Source organism: Microbacterium sp. 05T445, assembly GCF_056395865.1.
Genome location: NZ_JBFTKJ010000002.1, coordinates 338,368 through 353,858 on the forward strand (window position 1 = coordinate 338,368; position 15,491 = coordinate 353,858).

General features: G+C 71.8%; 11 protein-coding genes. All 11 read left to right on the forward strand.

Annotation, left to right across the window (positions count from 1 at the left end; genetic code table 11):
* Positions 1-77 precede the first annotated feature (77 nt).
* The 11 genes from AC1DDU_RS11115 (at position 78) to AC1DDU_RS11165 (ending at position 15,436) form a co-directional block, all read left to right on the forward strand.
* The gene (locus tag AC1DDU_RS11115) at positions 78-2,249 is read left to right on the forward strand and encodes an adenylate/guanylate cyclase domain-containing protein (protein ID WP_477434033.1); all 2,172 of its coding nucleotides are present in this window, start codon (positions 78-80) and stop codon (positions 2,247-2,249) included.
* Between the two features lie 3 nt (positions 2,250-2,252).
* Positions 2,253-3,674, forward strand: coding sequence for a mechanosensitive ion channel domain-containing protein (locus tag AC1DDU_RS11120; protein WP_477434035.1), 1,422 nt, complete (start codon positions 2,253-2,255; stop codon positions 3,672-3,674).
* 191 nt (positions 3,675-3,865) lie between these two features.
* Complete coding sequence (locus AC1DDU_RS11125; protein WP_477434037.1) at positions 3,866-6,904, forward strand: hypothetical protein; 3,039 nt, start codon at positions 3,866-3,868, stop codon at positions 6,902-6,904.
* Between the two features lie 137 nt (positions 6,905-7,041).
* Positions 7,042-8,331, forward strand: coding sequence for a sugar ABC transporter substrate-binding protein (locus AC1DDU_RS11130; protein ID WP_477434039.1), 1,290 nt, complete (start codon positions 7,042-7,044; stop codon positions 8,329-8,331).
* Between the two features lie 12 nt (positions 8,332-8,343).
* Complete coding sequence (locus AC1DDU_RS11135; RefSeq protein WP_477434041.1) at positions 8,344-9,318, forward strand: carbohydrate ABC transporter permease; 975 nt, start codon at positions 8,344-8,346, stop codon at positions 9,316-9,318.
* Complete coding sequence (locus AC1DDU_RS11140) at positions 9,315-10,142, forward strand: carbohydrate ABC transporter permease (protein WP_477434043.1); 828 nt, start codon at positions 9,315-9,317, stop codon at positions 10,140-10,142. The genes AC1DDU_RS11135 and AC1DDU_RS11140 overlap by 4 nt, the downstream gene beginning before the upstream one ends.
* Position 10,143: 1 nt before the next feature.
* Entirely contained in the window at positions 10,144-11,550 is a 1,407-nt protein-coding gene (locus AC1DDU_RS11145) for a glycoside hydrolase family 3 N-terminal domain-containing protein (RefSeq protein ID WP_477434045.1), read from the forward strand.
* The gene (locus AC1DDU_RS11150) at positions 11,547-12,737 is read left to right on the forward strand and encodes an anhydro-N-acetylmuramic acid kinase (RefSeq protein ID WP_477434047.1); all 1,191 of its coding nucleotides are present in this window, start codon (positions 11,547-11,549) and stop codon (positions 12,735-12,737) included. Before AC1DDU_RS11145 ends, AC1DDU_RS11150 begins: the two co-directional genes overlap by 4 nt.
* On the forward strand, positions 12,734-13,630 hold the full coding sequence (locus AC1DDU_RS11155; RefSeq protein ID WP_477434049.1) for an N-acetylglucosamine kinase: 897 nt from the start codon (positions 12,734-12,736) through the stop codon (positions 13,628-13,630). The genes AC1DDU_RS11150 and AC1DDU_RS11155 overlap by 4 nt, the downstream gene beginning before the upstream one ends.
* The gene (gene murQ / locus AC1DDU_RS11160; RefSeq protein ID WP_477434051.1) at positions 13,623-14,555 is read left to right on the forward strand and encodes an N-acetylmuramic acid 6-phosphate etherase; all 933 of its coding nucleotides are present in this window, start codon (positions 13,623-13,625) and stop codon (positions 14,553-14,555) included. Before AC1DDU_RS11155 ends, murQ begins: the two co-directional genes overlap by 8 nt.
* Complete coding sequence (locus tag AC1DDU_RS11165; protein WP_477434053.1) at positions 14,555-15,436, forward strand: MurR/RpiR family transcriptional regulator; 882 nt, start codon at positions 14,555-14,557, stop codon at positions 15,434-15,436. Before murQ ends, AC1DDU_RS11165 begins: the two co-directional genes overlap by 1 nt.
* The last annotated feature ends 55 nt before the right edge of the window (positions 15,437-15,491 follow it).

The window sequence follows — 15,491 nt, forward strand, 5'->3', positions numbered from 1 at the left end:
GTGAAAGCTGTGGCTAGAGTGACGCACGTGCCTACCGGGGGGTATGCCGCGTGACTGCGACTGAAACGCACGGTCCTGTGACCGAATCCGAGCGCCTGCGCGCCGACGAGACCGCACGATACGAGGCGCAGCTCGCGCCGCCGAAGGAACGCCGCCGCAGACGCGGGGGCCTCAGCATCCAGTCGAAGCTGCTGATCATGCTGCTCGCGGTGAGCGTCGTGTCGGCGACGATCGTCGGCATCATCGGCTACGTCAGCGGGCGCGAGTCGCTGCGGGCGTCGGCGCTGGATCAGCTCACCACGATCCGCGAGATGCGCGTGCACGAGCTCGAGACGTCGATGGCCGGCATCCAGCGCGGGGTGCAGCTGGACTCGCGCAACCTCAGCGCCCAGACGGCGTCCAAGGCGCTCAACGCCGGCTGGGACGAGCTGCAGTCCCGCGAACTCACCCCCGACCAGGAGGCCGAGCTCGAGGCGTACTACGCCGACACCTTCGTGCCGCAGCTGCAGGAGCGCTCCGGCGACGAGTACAGCGACACCGCGTTCATTCCGCAGTCCAACGCGGGGCGGTGGCTGCAGTACCACTACACCGCGCAGCACGACGACTTCGACGAGGCGCTCGCCGACGACGACGCCGGCGACGGCTCGACGTTCTCGGCGGCGGCGATGCAGTACGGCGACTACCTCTCACGGCTGGTCGGTCAGGTCGGCTACGAAGACCTGCTGCTGCTCAACCTCGACGGCGACGTCGTCTACTCGGCGTACAAGGCGGTCGACCTCGGCACCAACCTCAACGACGGCCCGTTCCGGGACTCGCTGCTGGCGGATGCGTACCGCGACGTCGTCGCGAGCAACTCGGTGTCGACCGTGCGCACCACCGACTTCGAACGCTGGATCCCGTCGCTGAACGTCCCCACCTTCTGGGTGGTCTCGCCGGTGGGCAACGACTCGCAGATCACCGGCGTGCTCGCCGCGCAGATCTCGCTCGACAAGGTCAACGACATCCTCACCGGCGGTGAGCAGTGGGCCGAGCAGGGCCTCGGAGACACCGGCGAGGTGTACGTCGCGGGTCAGGACAAGCTCATGCGCAGCGTCTCGCGCGAGCTGATCGAAGACCCCGAGAAGTTCGAGAAGGATGTCGTGGCCGCCGGCACGCCGCCGGCCACCGCCGCGCGCGCGGTCGAGGTCGCGGGCACCACGCTGATCCAGCCCGTCGACACCTATTCGGTCAACCAGGCGCTCAAGGGACGCACGGGCACCGCGGTCGCGCCCTCCTATCTCGGGCTCGAGAGCATCGTCGCCTACTCGCCGGTCGAGATCGACGGGCTCAACTGGGTCGCCGTCGCCCACATCACGACGGCCGAGGCCTTCGCGCCGGTGGCCGACTTCACCCGCAACCTCGTGCTGTCGCTGCTGGCGATCATCATCGCGGTGTCGCTGCTGTCGCTGCTGCTGGCCCAGACGTTCTCGCGGCCGGTGCGCAAGCTCGTCGACGCCGTGCGGCGCCTGGCCGGCGGCGATCTCGCGGTGCAGGTTCCGGCGGGCTCCCGCGACGAGTTCGGTGACCTCGGCAACGCCTTCAACGACATGGCCGCGAGCCTGCGCATCAAGCAGGACCTCATCGACGAGCAGCGCATCGAGAACGACAAGCTGATGCACACGCTCATGCCCGAGACGGTCGCCGAGCGCTACAAGCAGGGCGAGGAGGCGATCGCCGAGGATCACGACAACGTCTCGGTCGTGTTCGCCGAGCTCGTCGGGTTCGACGACTTCGCCGCGGGGCTGTCGAGCAACGAGGAGATCGCGCAGCTGAACGTGCTCATGCGCGGCTTCGACGAGGCGGCGGGCCGCGCGGGCGTCGAGAAGGTGCGCACCCTCCGCGGCGGCTACCTCGCGAGCTCCGGCCTCATCGTGCCGCGCGTGGACAACGTGCGCCGTGCGGTGGAGTTCGCCCGCGAGATGCGTGCCGTGGTGCACCGCTTCAATGCGCAGAACGGCACCGAGCTGGACCTCCGCGCCGGCGTAGACACCGGCACCGTGACGAGCGGCCTCGTCGCACGCACGAGCCTCGCGTACGACCTGTGGGGGGATGCCGTGAACCTCGCGTACCGGGTGCGTGGGGCGACAGAGCAGCCCGGCGTGTTCGTGAGCCAGGCCGTGCGGGACCGCCTGCGCGAGGCCTACGCCTTCGTCGAGGCCGGCACCGTGGAGCTCCAGGGCAAGACGCAGTCGGTCTGGCGGGTGGAGTAGCCGATGGACGCGCTGCGCGACGGCTGGATCTGGTGGGCGCTGGCGATCGGGCTCGGCGTCCCGATCCTCCTCGTCGTGCTGACCGAGATCCTCGGCAGCCTCACCCGCCGCGGGCATCCTGCGGCCAAGCCGGTGCGGCTGCTGCGCAACTGGGTCGTCCCCGTCGGAGCCCTGCTGGCCCTGCTCGCCTTCGCCTCGCTGTCGCCCGCGGAGTTCGTGTGGGTGCGGGTCGTGGCGACGGTCTTCGGGTTCCTGCTGATCCTCCTGCTGCTGTCGGCGCTCAACGTCAGCTTCTTCGGCAATGCGCGCGAGGGGTCGTGGCAGCAGCGCATCCCGCAGATCTTCGTGCAGATCGCGCAGCTCATCCTGATCGTCGTCGGCCTGGCCCTGCTGTTCCAGTGGGTGTGGGGCGCGGATGTCGGCGGCCTCATCGCCGCGCTCGGCGTCACCTCGATCGTCATCGGTCTCGCGCTGCAGAACGCCGTGGGCGGCGTCATCTCGGGCCTGCTGCTGCTGTTCGAACAGCCCTTCAAGATCGGCGACTGGCTCGACACCGGCAGCGTGCAGGGGCGCGTCATCGAGGTGAACTGGCGTGCCGTGCACATCGACACCGGGTCCGGCATCCAGATCGTCCCCAACTCCACGCTCTCGGGCGCCTCGTTCACGAACAAGAGCCTGCCGGTCGGGCCGTTCTCGGCGACGACGACCGTGACCTTCACCACCGACGACCCGCCCCACGAAGTGGTGGCGCTGCTGGCCGACGTGTCGTACTCGCTGCCGATGCGCATCCCGGGGGAGCAGGCGAGCGCCGAGTACCTGGGCGGCGGGGCGTACACCGTGACGCTCCCCATTCAGGGGCCCGACCTCGAGCAGCGGGCCCTCAGCCTCTACCTGTCGTGGCTCTGGTACGCGGCGCGGCGCCGCGGACTCGCGCTCGACGGCGACGCCACCGATCCGATCGCCGAGCCCGGGCGCCTGGAGCAGGCCCTCCCTGTCGTCGGCCCGACGCTGCACCTGGGACCCGACGACCGCGAGCTCATGCTCGGCACGGCCCGCCTCGAGCGGTACGGCGTCGGCGAGATCGTGGTGCCGGCGGGGGTCGTGCCCGACGAGATCCGCTTCATCGTGCAGGGCCACGTGCGGCTCGGGGTCGACGCCGCGGGCGGACGCCTCGACGTCGCGACGGCCGAGCCCGGCGACTACATCGGGCAGACCGCTCTCACCCGCGAGAAGGCGCTGCTCACGGCGGTCGCCGCCGACGTGCTCACCGTGATGGTCGTCCCGCTCGCCACGATCGACGAACTGGTGCGCACCCGCCCGCTCCTGGCGAGCGAGATCGGCCAATCGATCGAGCTCAAGCGCAGGCTCGCCGCCGACGCGGTGGCCGGCGCCGGGGTCGCCGCCGGCGCCATCGACGTGCGCTGACGCGCCGCGGGCCGACACGGTCCGCGCGAACCGCCTCTTGCCTGGGGAGGCTCGCGCGGACTCTGTGGGCCCGCGGTGCGGGGGCGCGCACGGCCGTGGCACCGGGTCGCGGCATCCCTCGGAGACAACGGGTCTGCAACGGGTTGGGCCGATGGCTCAGAGCCGGTTCGGCGCACACCTAGGATCGGAAGATGGCGACGGCGCGAGGCAGAGGCATCCTCGCGATCGTCACGGCCGTGGTCCTGGTGGCCATGGGCGCGGGCGTCGCGCTCGCGGTCGGCGATGCGCTCGGCATCCGCACCGAGCCCTCCGCCCAGATGCAGCCCGCCGACCCCGTGGTCGCCGCGTCGGCGGAGCCCGTCGCTCCGCCCGAGATCACCGCGTTCGACGTGCCCGACACCGTGCGTGTCGGCGTCGCCGTCGATGAGCTGCGCGACGCCGTGGCCGAAGCGCCCGAGCGCGTGGGGGAGGCATCCGTCACCGTCGAGAGCATCCCCGGCGGGGGCGACGATTCCGACGACGCGTACGTGCTGGAAGGGGATGCCGCGGCCCTGCGCATCCGCGCCGGCTCCGAGTCCAGCGCGGTCAGGGTGATCTACGACCTCGCCGCCCAGGTGCGTGCCGCCCAGCCGCTGACCGGCCTGATCGGCGAGCACGAGGCATCCCGACTGCCGATGCGGATGACCGACCTCGGCGCCGTGGGCGTGACGCCCGACCCCGCCGAATGGGAGTCGGGCACGGACTACTCGCACGCGTCGAAGGCGTTCGCCGACGTGTTCCAGCCCGAGGCGCCCTACATCGACCAGACCGCGCTCGCCGCGGCGTACGACGACTTCGACGCCTTCCTGCGGCACTCGCTCGCGAACGGGTTCAACGCCGTGGCGTTCCCCGGGTTCGTCGAGTTCGTCACGTTCGACGACGTGCCGGGCGTGTACGCGGAGGGCGACGACCACCGCGACAAGGCCCTCGCGCTGCGCGAGGCGTTCGCGCCGTTCTGGGAGCGCGCCGACGAGCTCGGCATGAAGGTGTTCCTGCGCACCGACATGCTCGCCCTCACGGGCCCGCTCGAGCAGTACCTCACCGGCCGGTTCGGGTCGCTCGACACCGAGAACCCCGAACTGTGGGACGTCTACACCGCGGGCCTCGACGAGCTGTACGACGCCGTCCCCGCCCTGGACGGCGTGCTCCTCCGCATCGGCGAGGCCGGGCCCGTCTACGACGTGGGCGGGTGGGACTACTACTCCGCGCTCGCGGTGACCTCGGTCGACGCGGTGCGTACGATGCTCGAGGCGTTCACGGGCCAGGCGGAGGCATCCGATCGGGAGGTGATCTTCCGCACCTGGTCGGTCGGCGTCGGCGCCGTGGGCGACATGCACACCAACAGCGACTCGTACGAGGCGGTGCTGGGCGGCATCGACTCGCCCGCGCTCATCGTGTCGACGAAGTACACGCTGGGCGACTTCTACAGCTGGCTGCCGCTGAACGACACCCTCGAGCAGGGGTCGCAGCGGCGCATCGTCGAGTTCCAGAGCAGGCGCGAGTTCGAGAACTTCGGCGCCTTCCCCAACGACCTGGGCCCTCAGTACCAGTGGGCGCTGCAGCAGCTGCTCGCCGCGAACGACAAGGTCGAGGGCATCTGGGTGTGGACGCAGGACGGCGGGCCGTGGCGCGCCGGACCCATGACCCTCTACCTCAAGGCCGGGTTCTGGCAGCTGTACGAGCTGAACACGCAGCTCGCGGCATCCCTCGCCCGCGATCCCGACACCGACGTCGCCGCGATCACCGCGGCGTGGGCCCGCGAGTGGTTCTCGGACGACCCCGCCACCGTCGACGCGATCAGCCAGGCCATGACCCGCTCGCGCGTGGCGATCACGCAGGGCATGTACATCCCGCAGTTCGCGCAGCAGCGGGTGTTCGCGATCGGTCTCGAGCCGCCGCCCATGATGTGGATCTTCGAGTGGGACATCCTCACCGGCGACTCCGCCGTGCTCGACGTGCTCTACGCGATCGTGCGGGACTCGGGCGCCGCGGGGAACGGCGGTGTCGACGCGGCGATCGCCGACGGCGCCGATGCGGTGGCCTCCGTCGAGCAGATGCGCGACGAGGTGACATCGACGGATGCCGCCACCTGGCGCTCGCCCGAGATGCGCGACGCGTTCGTCTCGACGCTCGACTACGAGCTCGACACCCTGCGGCTGCTGTCGTCCTACCGGGCGATGATCCTGCATCAGGGGGAGTGGCACGACACGCTCTCGCCCGAGGCGCGAGCCGCGTGGGATGCCGACCGGGCCGAGTTCGAGAAGCTCGCCGCCGCCCACCTCGAGACCTACGAGGGCGACGTCGACCACCCCGCGTTCAACCTGACCGCGGCGCAGCTGGGCGTCGAGCGCGGCGAGCGCGACGAGACCATGGCCTGGTTCGCGCGCGGCCTCCTCGTGCTCGCTGTCGCGTGGGTCGTGATCGGCATGATCGCCGCGCGCACCCGCCTGGTCGCCAAGCCCGGCGCGGCCGCCGCCCGCGCCACGTGGATCTCGTCCACCCGGCCGTGGCGGGCCCGCGAGTCGACGCTCGGGATGCTGGAGCTCGACCGCTGGCTGCTGCTCATCGTGCCGGCCGCGCTCCTGGTGGCGACCCGGGCCGTGCAGACCTCGTTCCTGTCGTGGACCCACCTCGCGGTGATCATCGGCGCGTGGGTGATCTTCGCCCTGGTGCTGCGACTGTTCGTGTGGAAGCGCTCGCCGTGGCCGGTCATCGCCGCGGTGGGCGGCGTCGTGATGCTCCGCTGCATCCTGACGCTGTTCGCGTTGTCGTTCACAGGCCCCGGCGGCTACTGGTTCGGCTTCTGGACCGACCCGGTGCTGCGCACGGCCTACATCACGGTGGCCTTCGCACTGTTCGTGTGGGTGTTCGTCGCCGCGGGCTGGGCGCTGTCGGCCCAGATCCGCGCCCGCCGCGCCACCGGCTACGTGCTCGCCGCCGTCGGTGCCGGCCTGCTGGTGCCCGCGGTCGTGGTCGGCGCGATCGGCCTCGAGACCGCGCTCACGGCGTGGAACGACGAGATGGGCCTGCTGCCCTGGGGCCTCGCCCGGATCCTGGGCATCACGACGTACCTCGAGATCCCGGATGCCACCCCCTGGGCCGCTGCCGCCTTCGCCGCCGTGCTGCTCGTGGTCGGGGTGCTGCTGGCGCTGCCGTGGCGCCGGCGGCGGGACGCGGCATCCGCTTCCTGACGTCCGCCGTCCCCCGGAAGGTTCCCTCGCTCGTGTTCGAGCGTGATCGGTAGGAAATTCCGAACACGGCGTGACATTCGGGGGTTTCTTCCATAGTGTGGATCGCGGCCGGAAGGCCGACGCACAAGGGAGTTCACATGAGGAAGCGCATCTTGCCCATCGCCGTGTTGGGTGTAGCAGTACTCGGCATCACCGCCTGCAGCGGCAGCGGCGGCAACTCGGACGATTCGGCCTCGGGCGACGGCAAGACGCTCGACGTCTGGATCATGCAGGGCACCAACCCCGACGCCGAGCCGTTCTTCGACGAGGTGGCCGACGCGTTCAAGGAGGAGACCGGGGCGACGCTGAACGTCGAGTTCGTGCAGTGGGCCGACGCCCACGACCGATTCGTCACGTCGATCGCCGGCGGCACCACCCCCGACGTCGCCGAGACCGGCACCACCTGGACGCCGGAGTTCGCCGACGCCGGCGCGCTCGCGCCGATCGGGGACTACGTCAAGGACGACGGCCTGGACGACGACCTCGTCGAGGGCCTCGTGAAGTCGGGCACCTACGACGGCGAGCTGTACGGCATGCCGTGGTACGCCGGTGTGCGGTCGCTCGTCTACCGCGCCGACATCTTCGAGGAGCTGGGCCTGGACGCCCCGACCAACTGGGACGAGCTGCGCGACGCGGCCCTGGCCATCAAGGCGGCCCACCCCGACATGACCGCGGTCGCCGTTCCCGGCGACGCCGAGTTCACGGTGTACCCGTGGGTGTGGGGCGCCGGCGGCGAGGTGGCCACCGAGGACGGCGGCGAGTGGACCAGCGAGCTGGACTCGCCGGAGTCGGTCGAGGGCCTGGAGTTCTGGACGGGGCTCGCCACGCAGGACGGCCTGTCGTCGGCGGGCGCCACCACGTGGCGTGAGACCGACGTGCTCGACGCCTTCGCGGCCGGCACCGTCGGCATGGCGATCATGGGCTCGTGGACGCCGTCGGCGATCGTCGAGAAGGGCCCCGACATGGAGGGCAAGTTCGCGGCGGTCCCGATCCCCGGCAAGGACGGCGACATCGCGCCGTCGGTGCTCGGCGGCTCGCACCTCAGCGTCTTCGAGACGGCCGACGACAAGGACCTCGCGTTCGCGTTCGTCAAGATGATGACCACGGGCGAGTTCGCCGAGAAGTGGGGCGAGCAGAGCGGGTACTTCCCGGGCCAGAAGTCCCTGCTGGAGACGTCGATCGAGAACGCCGACCCGATGGTCGTGCCGTTCGCGACGCAGATGGTCGACGGCGGGGCATCCGTGCCCGTCACGCCCACCTTCGGTGCGGTGCAGGCCAAGAAGACGACCAGCGCCATGATGCAGGCGATCCTGTCGGGCACGAAGGACGTCAAGACGGCGGCGGCTGATGCCGCGGCCGAGATGACCGCCACCCTCAACGGAAAGTAAGCGGTCCGACGCATGGCACTCATGCCCCCGGCGCCGGCGGTGGAGGAGCGCACCTCCTCCGCCGCCGGCGCGGCGGTCGCCGGCGGCTCCCGCCGCCGCCCGATCGACCGCCTCCGGCCCTGGATGCTGCTCGCCCCGGCGCTCATCGTGCTGGCGGGGCTGCTGCTGTGGCCCCTCATCCGCGTCGTCCTGTTCTCGTTCCAGGACTACGGCCTGCGCGAGATCGTCTCGGGCGAGCCCAACTTCAACGGCGTCGACAACTATGTCGAGGTGCTCACGAGCCCGACGCTGTGGACCGTCGTGCTGCCCAACACCGTCGGCTTCGCGGCGCTCGCCGTCTTCGGCACGGTCGCGTTCGGCACCCTCGTGGCGCTGCTCCTGCAGTCGCTCGGCACGTTCTGGCGCACGGTCGTGGCCAGCGCCATCATGGCGGCCTGGGCGATGCCCGCCGTCACCGGCACCTATGTGTGGATCTGGATCTTCGACGCCGACCGCGGCATCGTCAACCAGCTGCTCATGCAGCTCGGGCTCATGGACGAGCCCTACAACTGGTTCACCAACCGGTGGTCGTTCTACGCCATCGTGCTGCTGAACGTCATCCACCACGGCTTCCCGTTCGTGGCGGTCACGATCCTCGCCGGACTCCTCGGGGTTCCGAAGGAGACGCTGGAAGCGGCATCCCTCGACGGCGCCGGCGCCTGGCGCCGCTTCTGGAACATCACCTTCCCGCAGCTGAACCAGGTGTTCGCGGTCGTCATCATCCTTTCGACGATCTGGGACTTCAAGGTGTTCGCGCAGGTGTACCTGATGCCCGGCGGCGCGGGGTCGAACCGCGACGTGCTGAACCTCGGCGTGTGGTCGTACGTCGAATCCTTCGGGCAGAACCGCTACGGCTTCGGCTCGGCGATCGCGGTGCTGCTTACCCTGCTGCTGCTGGCCATCACCGTCGTCTACGTGCGACGGCTTCTCAAGGAGGACCAGCTGTGACCCGGCCCTCGCCCGGGCGGCGGATCCTCAAGGGCCTCGCCGTCCTGCTGCTGCTCGTCTTCACGCTCTTCCCCACCTACTGGATGCTGGTGAGCGCCTTCGACGAGAACCCGTCGGGCGGCGCCGAGCTGGTGCCGCGCCAGTTCACGCTCGACCACTTCGTGTTCGTGTTCACCGACGGCGGTTTCGCGACCTATCTGCGCAACTCGCTCGTCGTGGCGCTCGTCGTCGTGGTGGCATCCGGTCTGCTGGGCCTGCTGGCCTCGATCGCGGTGGCGCGCTTCCGCTTCACGCTGCGCACCCAGATCGTCATGATGATCCTCGTCGTGCAGATGGTGCCGCTGGAGGCGCTCGTCATCCCGCTGTTCGTGCAGGTGCGCGATCTGCAGCTGCTCGGCACGCTGCTGGGCCTCATGGTCGTCTACACGGCGCTCGCGCTGCCGTTCGGGATCTGGATGCTGCGCGGCTTCGTCGCCGCCGTGCCGGTCGAGCTCGAGGAGGCGGCGTACATCGACGGCGCGTCATGGTGGCGGATGTTCCGCTCCGTGCTGCTGCCGCTGGTCGCACCGGGACTGGTGGCCACGAGCGTGTTCGCGTTCATCACCGCGTGGAACGAGTTCATCTTCGCCATGACCCTGTTGGGCGGGGCGACCGAGAACTACACGGTCTCGATCGGGCTGCGCCAGTTCTTCGGTGTGCATTCGAACGACTGGGGCTCGGTGATGGCCGCATCGACGGTCATCACCATCCCGGTCATGATCTTCTTCATCATCGTGCAACGGCGCCTGTCGAGCGGGCTCGTCGCCGGAGCGGTCAAGGGCTGACATGGACATCGAACGACTCGTGCCGGGCGTGCTGCTGCCCGGATTCGCCGGAACGTCGCTGCCCGAGTGGGTGCGCGACGAACTCGAACGAGGACTGGGCGGGGTGTGCCTGTTCGCGGGCAACGTGGACGCCGCCGACCCGGATGGCACGGCCGCGCTGTCCGCCGCGATCCGCGAGGTGCGGCCGGCGACGCTGGTCGCCGCCGACGAGGAGGGCGGCGTCGTGACGCGGCTGGAGGGACGGAACGGCTCGACGCTGCCCTCGCCCGCCCAGCTCGGGCTCGTCGCGCCGGAGACGGCGGAGCGGATCGGCGCCCTGCTCGCCGAGCGCGTCCGCCGTGCGGGCATCGACCTGGTGCTCGCGCCCAGCGCCGACGTCAACGACAACCCCGCCAACCCGGTGATCGGCGCGCGCTCGTTCGGCGCCGACCCGCACGAGGTCGCCGTGCGCGTCGCGGCGACGGTGCGCGGCATCCGCTCGCGTCGTGGTGTCGCGGCCTGCGTCAAGCACTGGCCCGGCCACGGAGACACCGACGTCGACTCGCACCGCGGGCTGCCGACGATCCCCGCGTCGACGGCGGCACGTCACGCGCTGCCGTTCGTCGCGGCGATCGACGCGGGAGTCCCCGCCGTCATGACCGCGCACATCGTGGTGCCCGAGTGGGGCGCCGAACCGGTCACCGTGAACCCCGACGCGATCGCCCGGCTGCGGGCGGCGGGCTTCGACGGCGTCGTGGTGACGGATGCCGTCGACATGGCCGCCATCGCCGACACCTACGGCATCGGGGGCGGGGCCGCCCGGGCCCTCGCCGCCGGAGCCGACCTGGTGTGCCTGGGCAACCCCGAGCTCAGCGGCATCGACGCGGCCGGACAGTACGCCGAGGTCATCGACGCGATCGTCGCGGCACTGCGCGAGGGCCGGCTCGCGCCCGAGCGGCTCCGCGAGGCGCACGACCGGGTCGCCCGCCTCGCCCGCGACACCGCCACGCAGCGCGAGAGCGCGGGGACGGATGCCGCCACCGCGGTCGACCCCGCCGACACCGCGGCGATCGCCGCGGCGCTGGTCGCGGCATCCGATTCCTCCGCCGTCGCGGCACTGGCGCGCATCGACCGTGTCGTCGACGCCCGCGCGGGCGCGACCCAGGCGGCAGCGACCCGCGCAGTGCCTGTGGCCGACGCGCTGCGCGCGCTCGCCGCGTCCGGCGGCGGGGTCACCGCCGTCGTCGCGGATCGACCCAGCGCCGCACAGCTGGCGGCGCTGGAGCGGGCCCGGTCCGAGGGGGAGTGCGTCGTGGTGAACGTGGGCGCGATGCCGGGCCGGTTCGACGCGGCGACCGTGCAGCTCGGGGCCGACTCGGTGTTCTCGGCCGACCTGGTGCGGTCGTGGGCCGCGGGGCAGGGCGCATGAGGATCCTCGCGCTGCAGTCCGGCACGAGCGCGGACGGCATCGACGCGGCCCTCGTCGACGTCTCGGACGCCGGCGACGCGCTCGAGCTCGACGTCGTCGCGTGGGGCACCGAGCCCTGGCGCGCCGACGAGCGCGACCTGGTGATGCGCGCGGTTTCCGGGGACCGCCTCGATCCGCGGGAGTGGTGCGCGCTCGAGACGACCGTCGGGCAGGCGTTCGCCCGCGCCGCCGTGCGGTTCGCGGGGAAGCATCCCCGCCCCGACCTGGTGTGTTCCCACGGGCAGACGGTGTTCCACGGCGTCGCCGGCGACGGCACGGTGTGGGGCACGCTGCAGGTGGGCGAGCCGGCGTGGATCGCCCGCGCCACCGGCTGCCCCGTGCTGTTCAACGTGCGCGTCGCCGACGTCGCCGCGGGCGGCATGGGCGCCCCCCTCATCGCCGTGTTCGACGCGCGCTGGCTGCGCACGGCGGCTGAGGAGGCCGCAGCGCCCATCGCGTCGCTGAACCTCGGCGGCATCGCGAACCTCCAGGTCGTGCGCCCCGACGGGGCGGTGGCCGGGTTCGACACCGGCCCCGCCAACGCGCTGCTGGACGCGTGGGTCGCACGGCACACCGAGGGTGCCGAGACCTTCGATCGCGACGGCCGCCACGCCGCCGCAGGGCGGGTCGACGACGGCCTGCTGCGCCGGCTGCGCGCGCACCCCTACTTCGCGCTCCCCGCCCCGAAGACGACGGGCCGCGAGACGTTCACGCTGCAGACGGTCGACGAAGCCGTGGGCGCGGTGGATGCCCGCTTCGAGGACGTCTGCGCGACGCTCGTCGAGCTCACCGCCTCGACGGTCGCCGACGCACTCGCCACCGCCGCGCCCGGCGTCGCCCGCGTCGTCGTGTCGGGCGGCGGTGCCCGCAACCCCGTGCTGCTGGCGCGGATCCGCGAACTCGCCGGCGTCCCCGTCGAGCCGAGCGACGCGTGGGGCATCCCGTCCGACGCGCGCGAGAGCGTCATGTTCGCGGCACTGGCCTACCTGTCGGCGGCCCGCGTGGCGCTCGAGCTGCCGGGAACCCCCGCCGGCCGCGCCGCCGTCGCCGGGCAGTGGGACCTCTCGGTCGCACCGCTGCCCGTCATCCCTGAGACTTCGCACCGGGCCCGTCGGCTGCGCGTGCGCACACGAGAGGAGCGAGCGTGAGCATCGTCGCGGTCGACTTGGGAAAGACCGGATGCCGCATCCGTGCGACATCCGGAGATGCCGTGTCATCGGCGCAGGGCGCGGGAGTCCCCGGCCTCGCCGACAGCGACGGCGATGCGCGCGCTTTCGACGCCATCGTGGCGACGCTGCGCGGGCTGCCCGCGCAGCTGCGCACGCCGGTCGCGTCGATCGGCGTGGGCGCCGCCGGCGCCGAGGCCGCGCCCGCCGCGGCACGGGCGCTCGCCGAGCGTGTCGGCATCCATCTCGATGCTCCCGTCGCGGTCACGAGCGACGCGGTCACCGCGCACGCCGGCGCGTTCGCAGGCGAGCCGGGCACCATCGTGATCGTCGGCACCGGAACCGTGCTGCTCACGCTCGACGACGCCGGCGAGCTGTCGCAGGTGGACGGCTGGGGTCCTTGGCTGGGCGACGAGGGCAGCGGCCGCGCGATCGGCCAGGAGGGGCTGCGGGCGGTGCTCGCCGCCCACGACGGCCGCGGACCCGCGACCGCGCTCACCGAGGCCGCCCTCGAACTGCACGCACCGCTCAGCACCCTGCCGCGCTGGGTCGCCGACACCGCGGCACCCGCCCGGCAGCTCGCGCGTTTCGCGCCGCATGTGCTCGAGGTGGCGGGATCCGGCGACGAGGTCGCCCGCGGCATCGTCGACCGTGCCGTCGGCGCCGTGGTGCGCGCGTGCGCCGCCACGTCCGGCCCGTACTGCCTGTTCGGCGGGATCGCGCGCTCCGAGGCGTTCGGCGACGCGCTGCGCGCGCGGTTGCGCGAACGCGGGCTCGACGTCGTCGAGCCGCGCGGCGACGCGCTTGCCGGGGCGGAGTACATCGCCCGCATGCCCGCGAGCGCGTACGAGGGAAGCGTGGTGCGCCATGGTTGACATCGACGACCTGCGCCGCCAGCTCGCGGAGCTGACCACCGAGGCGGTGGACCCCGACTTCGGCGGGCTCGACCTGATGACCACGCCCGAGCTCGTCGCCGCCATGATCGATCACAACCGTCAGGTCACCGCGGCGCTGTCGGCCGCGGCCGACGACCTCGCCCGCGCCGTGGACGCGGCGGCCGAGCGCATGCAGCGCGGCGGCCGGCTGGTGTACGTCGGCGCGGGCACCCCTGGGCGGCTCGGGGTGCTCGACGCGAGCGAGATCCCGCCGACGTTCGGCGAACCGGCCGAACGGGTCGTCGGCATCATCGCCGGCGGCGAGACCGCGATCCGCTCGGCCGTGGAGAACGCCGAGGACGACGCCGACGCAGGCGGCGACGACATCGCCCACGCGGAGATCGGCCCCGACGACTGCGTCGTGGGCCTGACGGCATCCGGGCGCACGCCCTACGTGCTCGGGGCGATCGCCGAGGCGCGCCGGCGCGGAGCCGCCACCATCGGCGTCAGCTGCAACCCTCGCTCCGAGCTGTCGGCCGCCGCCGACGTGGGCGTCGAGGTCGTCGTCGGACCCGAGCTGGTCGCCGGGTCGACGCGCCTGAAGGCGGGCACCGCGCAGAAGATCGTGCTGAACACGATCTCGACCCTCGCGATGGTGCGCATCGGCAAGACGTACGGCAACCACATGGTCGACCTGCGCGCCACGAACGAGAAGCTCCGGGCCCGCGGTGTGCGCACCGTCATGGCGGTCGCCGATGTCGACCCCGCCATGGCGCGTCGCGCACTCGCCGACACGGACTGGGAGGTCAAGCCCGCGATACTGATGTGCATGAGGGGACTGACCGCGGATGCCGCGGCACACGCGCTGACGGACGCCCAGGGCCGGCTGCGCGAAGCGCTGGACCGCACCCGCGGGGCGGTGTGATGGACGTCCTGCTCCGCGTGCGCCAGTCGCGGGACCGGCTGAGCGCGTCGGAGCGCCGCGTCGCCGACGCCGTGCTCGCCGACCCGGAGCTCGTGCGCACGTCGACGATCATGCGGCTGGCCGACGTCAGCGACGCGTCGCAGTCGACGGTCGCCCGGTTCTGCCAGAGCCTCGGCTACCCGGGGTATCGCGAGTTCCGGCTCGACGTGATCTCTGCGCTCAGCAGGGATCAGGCGCAGCGGGTCAGCTTCGACATCGCCGAGGGCGAGATCGGGCCCGACGACTCGGTCGCCGACACTGTCGCCAAGATCGCGTTCCAAGAGGTGCAGGCGATCCAGGACACCGCCCAGATGCTCGACACGGATGCCGTGGCCCGCGCGGTCGCCGCGATCCGCGGTGCGCGCCGCATCGAGCTGTACGGCGCCGGGGCGTCGTCGCTGAGCGCGCAGGACCTCTTCCAGAAGCTCAGCCGCATCGGCAAGCCCGCCGCCGTCTCGGTCGACATCCATCTGGCGCTCGTCCAGGCGGCGCTGCTCGACGACGCCTCGGTCGCGATCGGCGTCTCGTTCCGCGGCGAGACGCGCGAGACGCTCGACTTCCTCACCGTCGCGCGGCGCACCGGCGCCCTGACGATCGGGATCACTAACGCCGCCGAGTCGTCGCTGGACGACGTGTGCGACATCGTGCTGCACACCAGCGTGCGCGAGAGCCGGTTCCGCAGCGGCGCGATGGCGAGCCGCATCGCGCAGCTCGCGCTCATCGACATGCTGTTCGTGCTCGTGCTGCGGCAGGACTTCCCGCTCATGACCGAGAGCCTGCGCCGCACCTACGACGCGGTCCAGTCGCGTCGCCCCGAACCCGGCGGTGCGCACAGCGGCTGATGTGGTCCGACCACCTGTTTCGGAGGGGTACCGTAGAGGTATCCCCGAAACGATT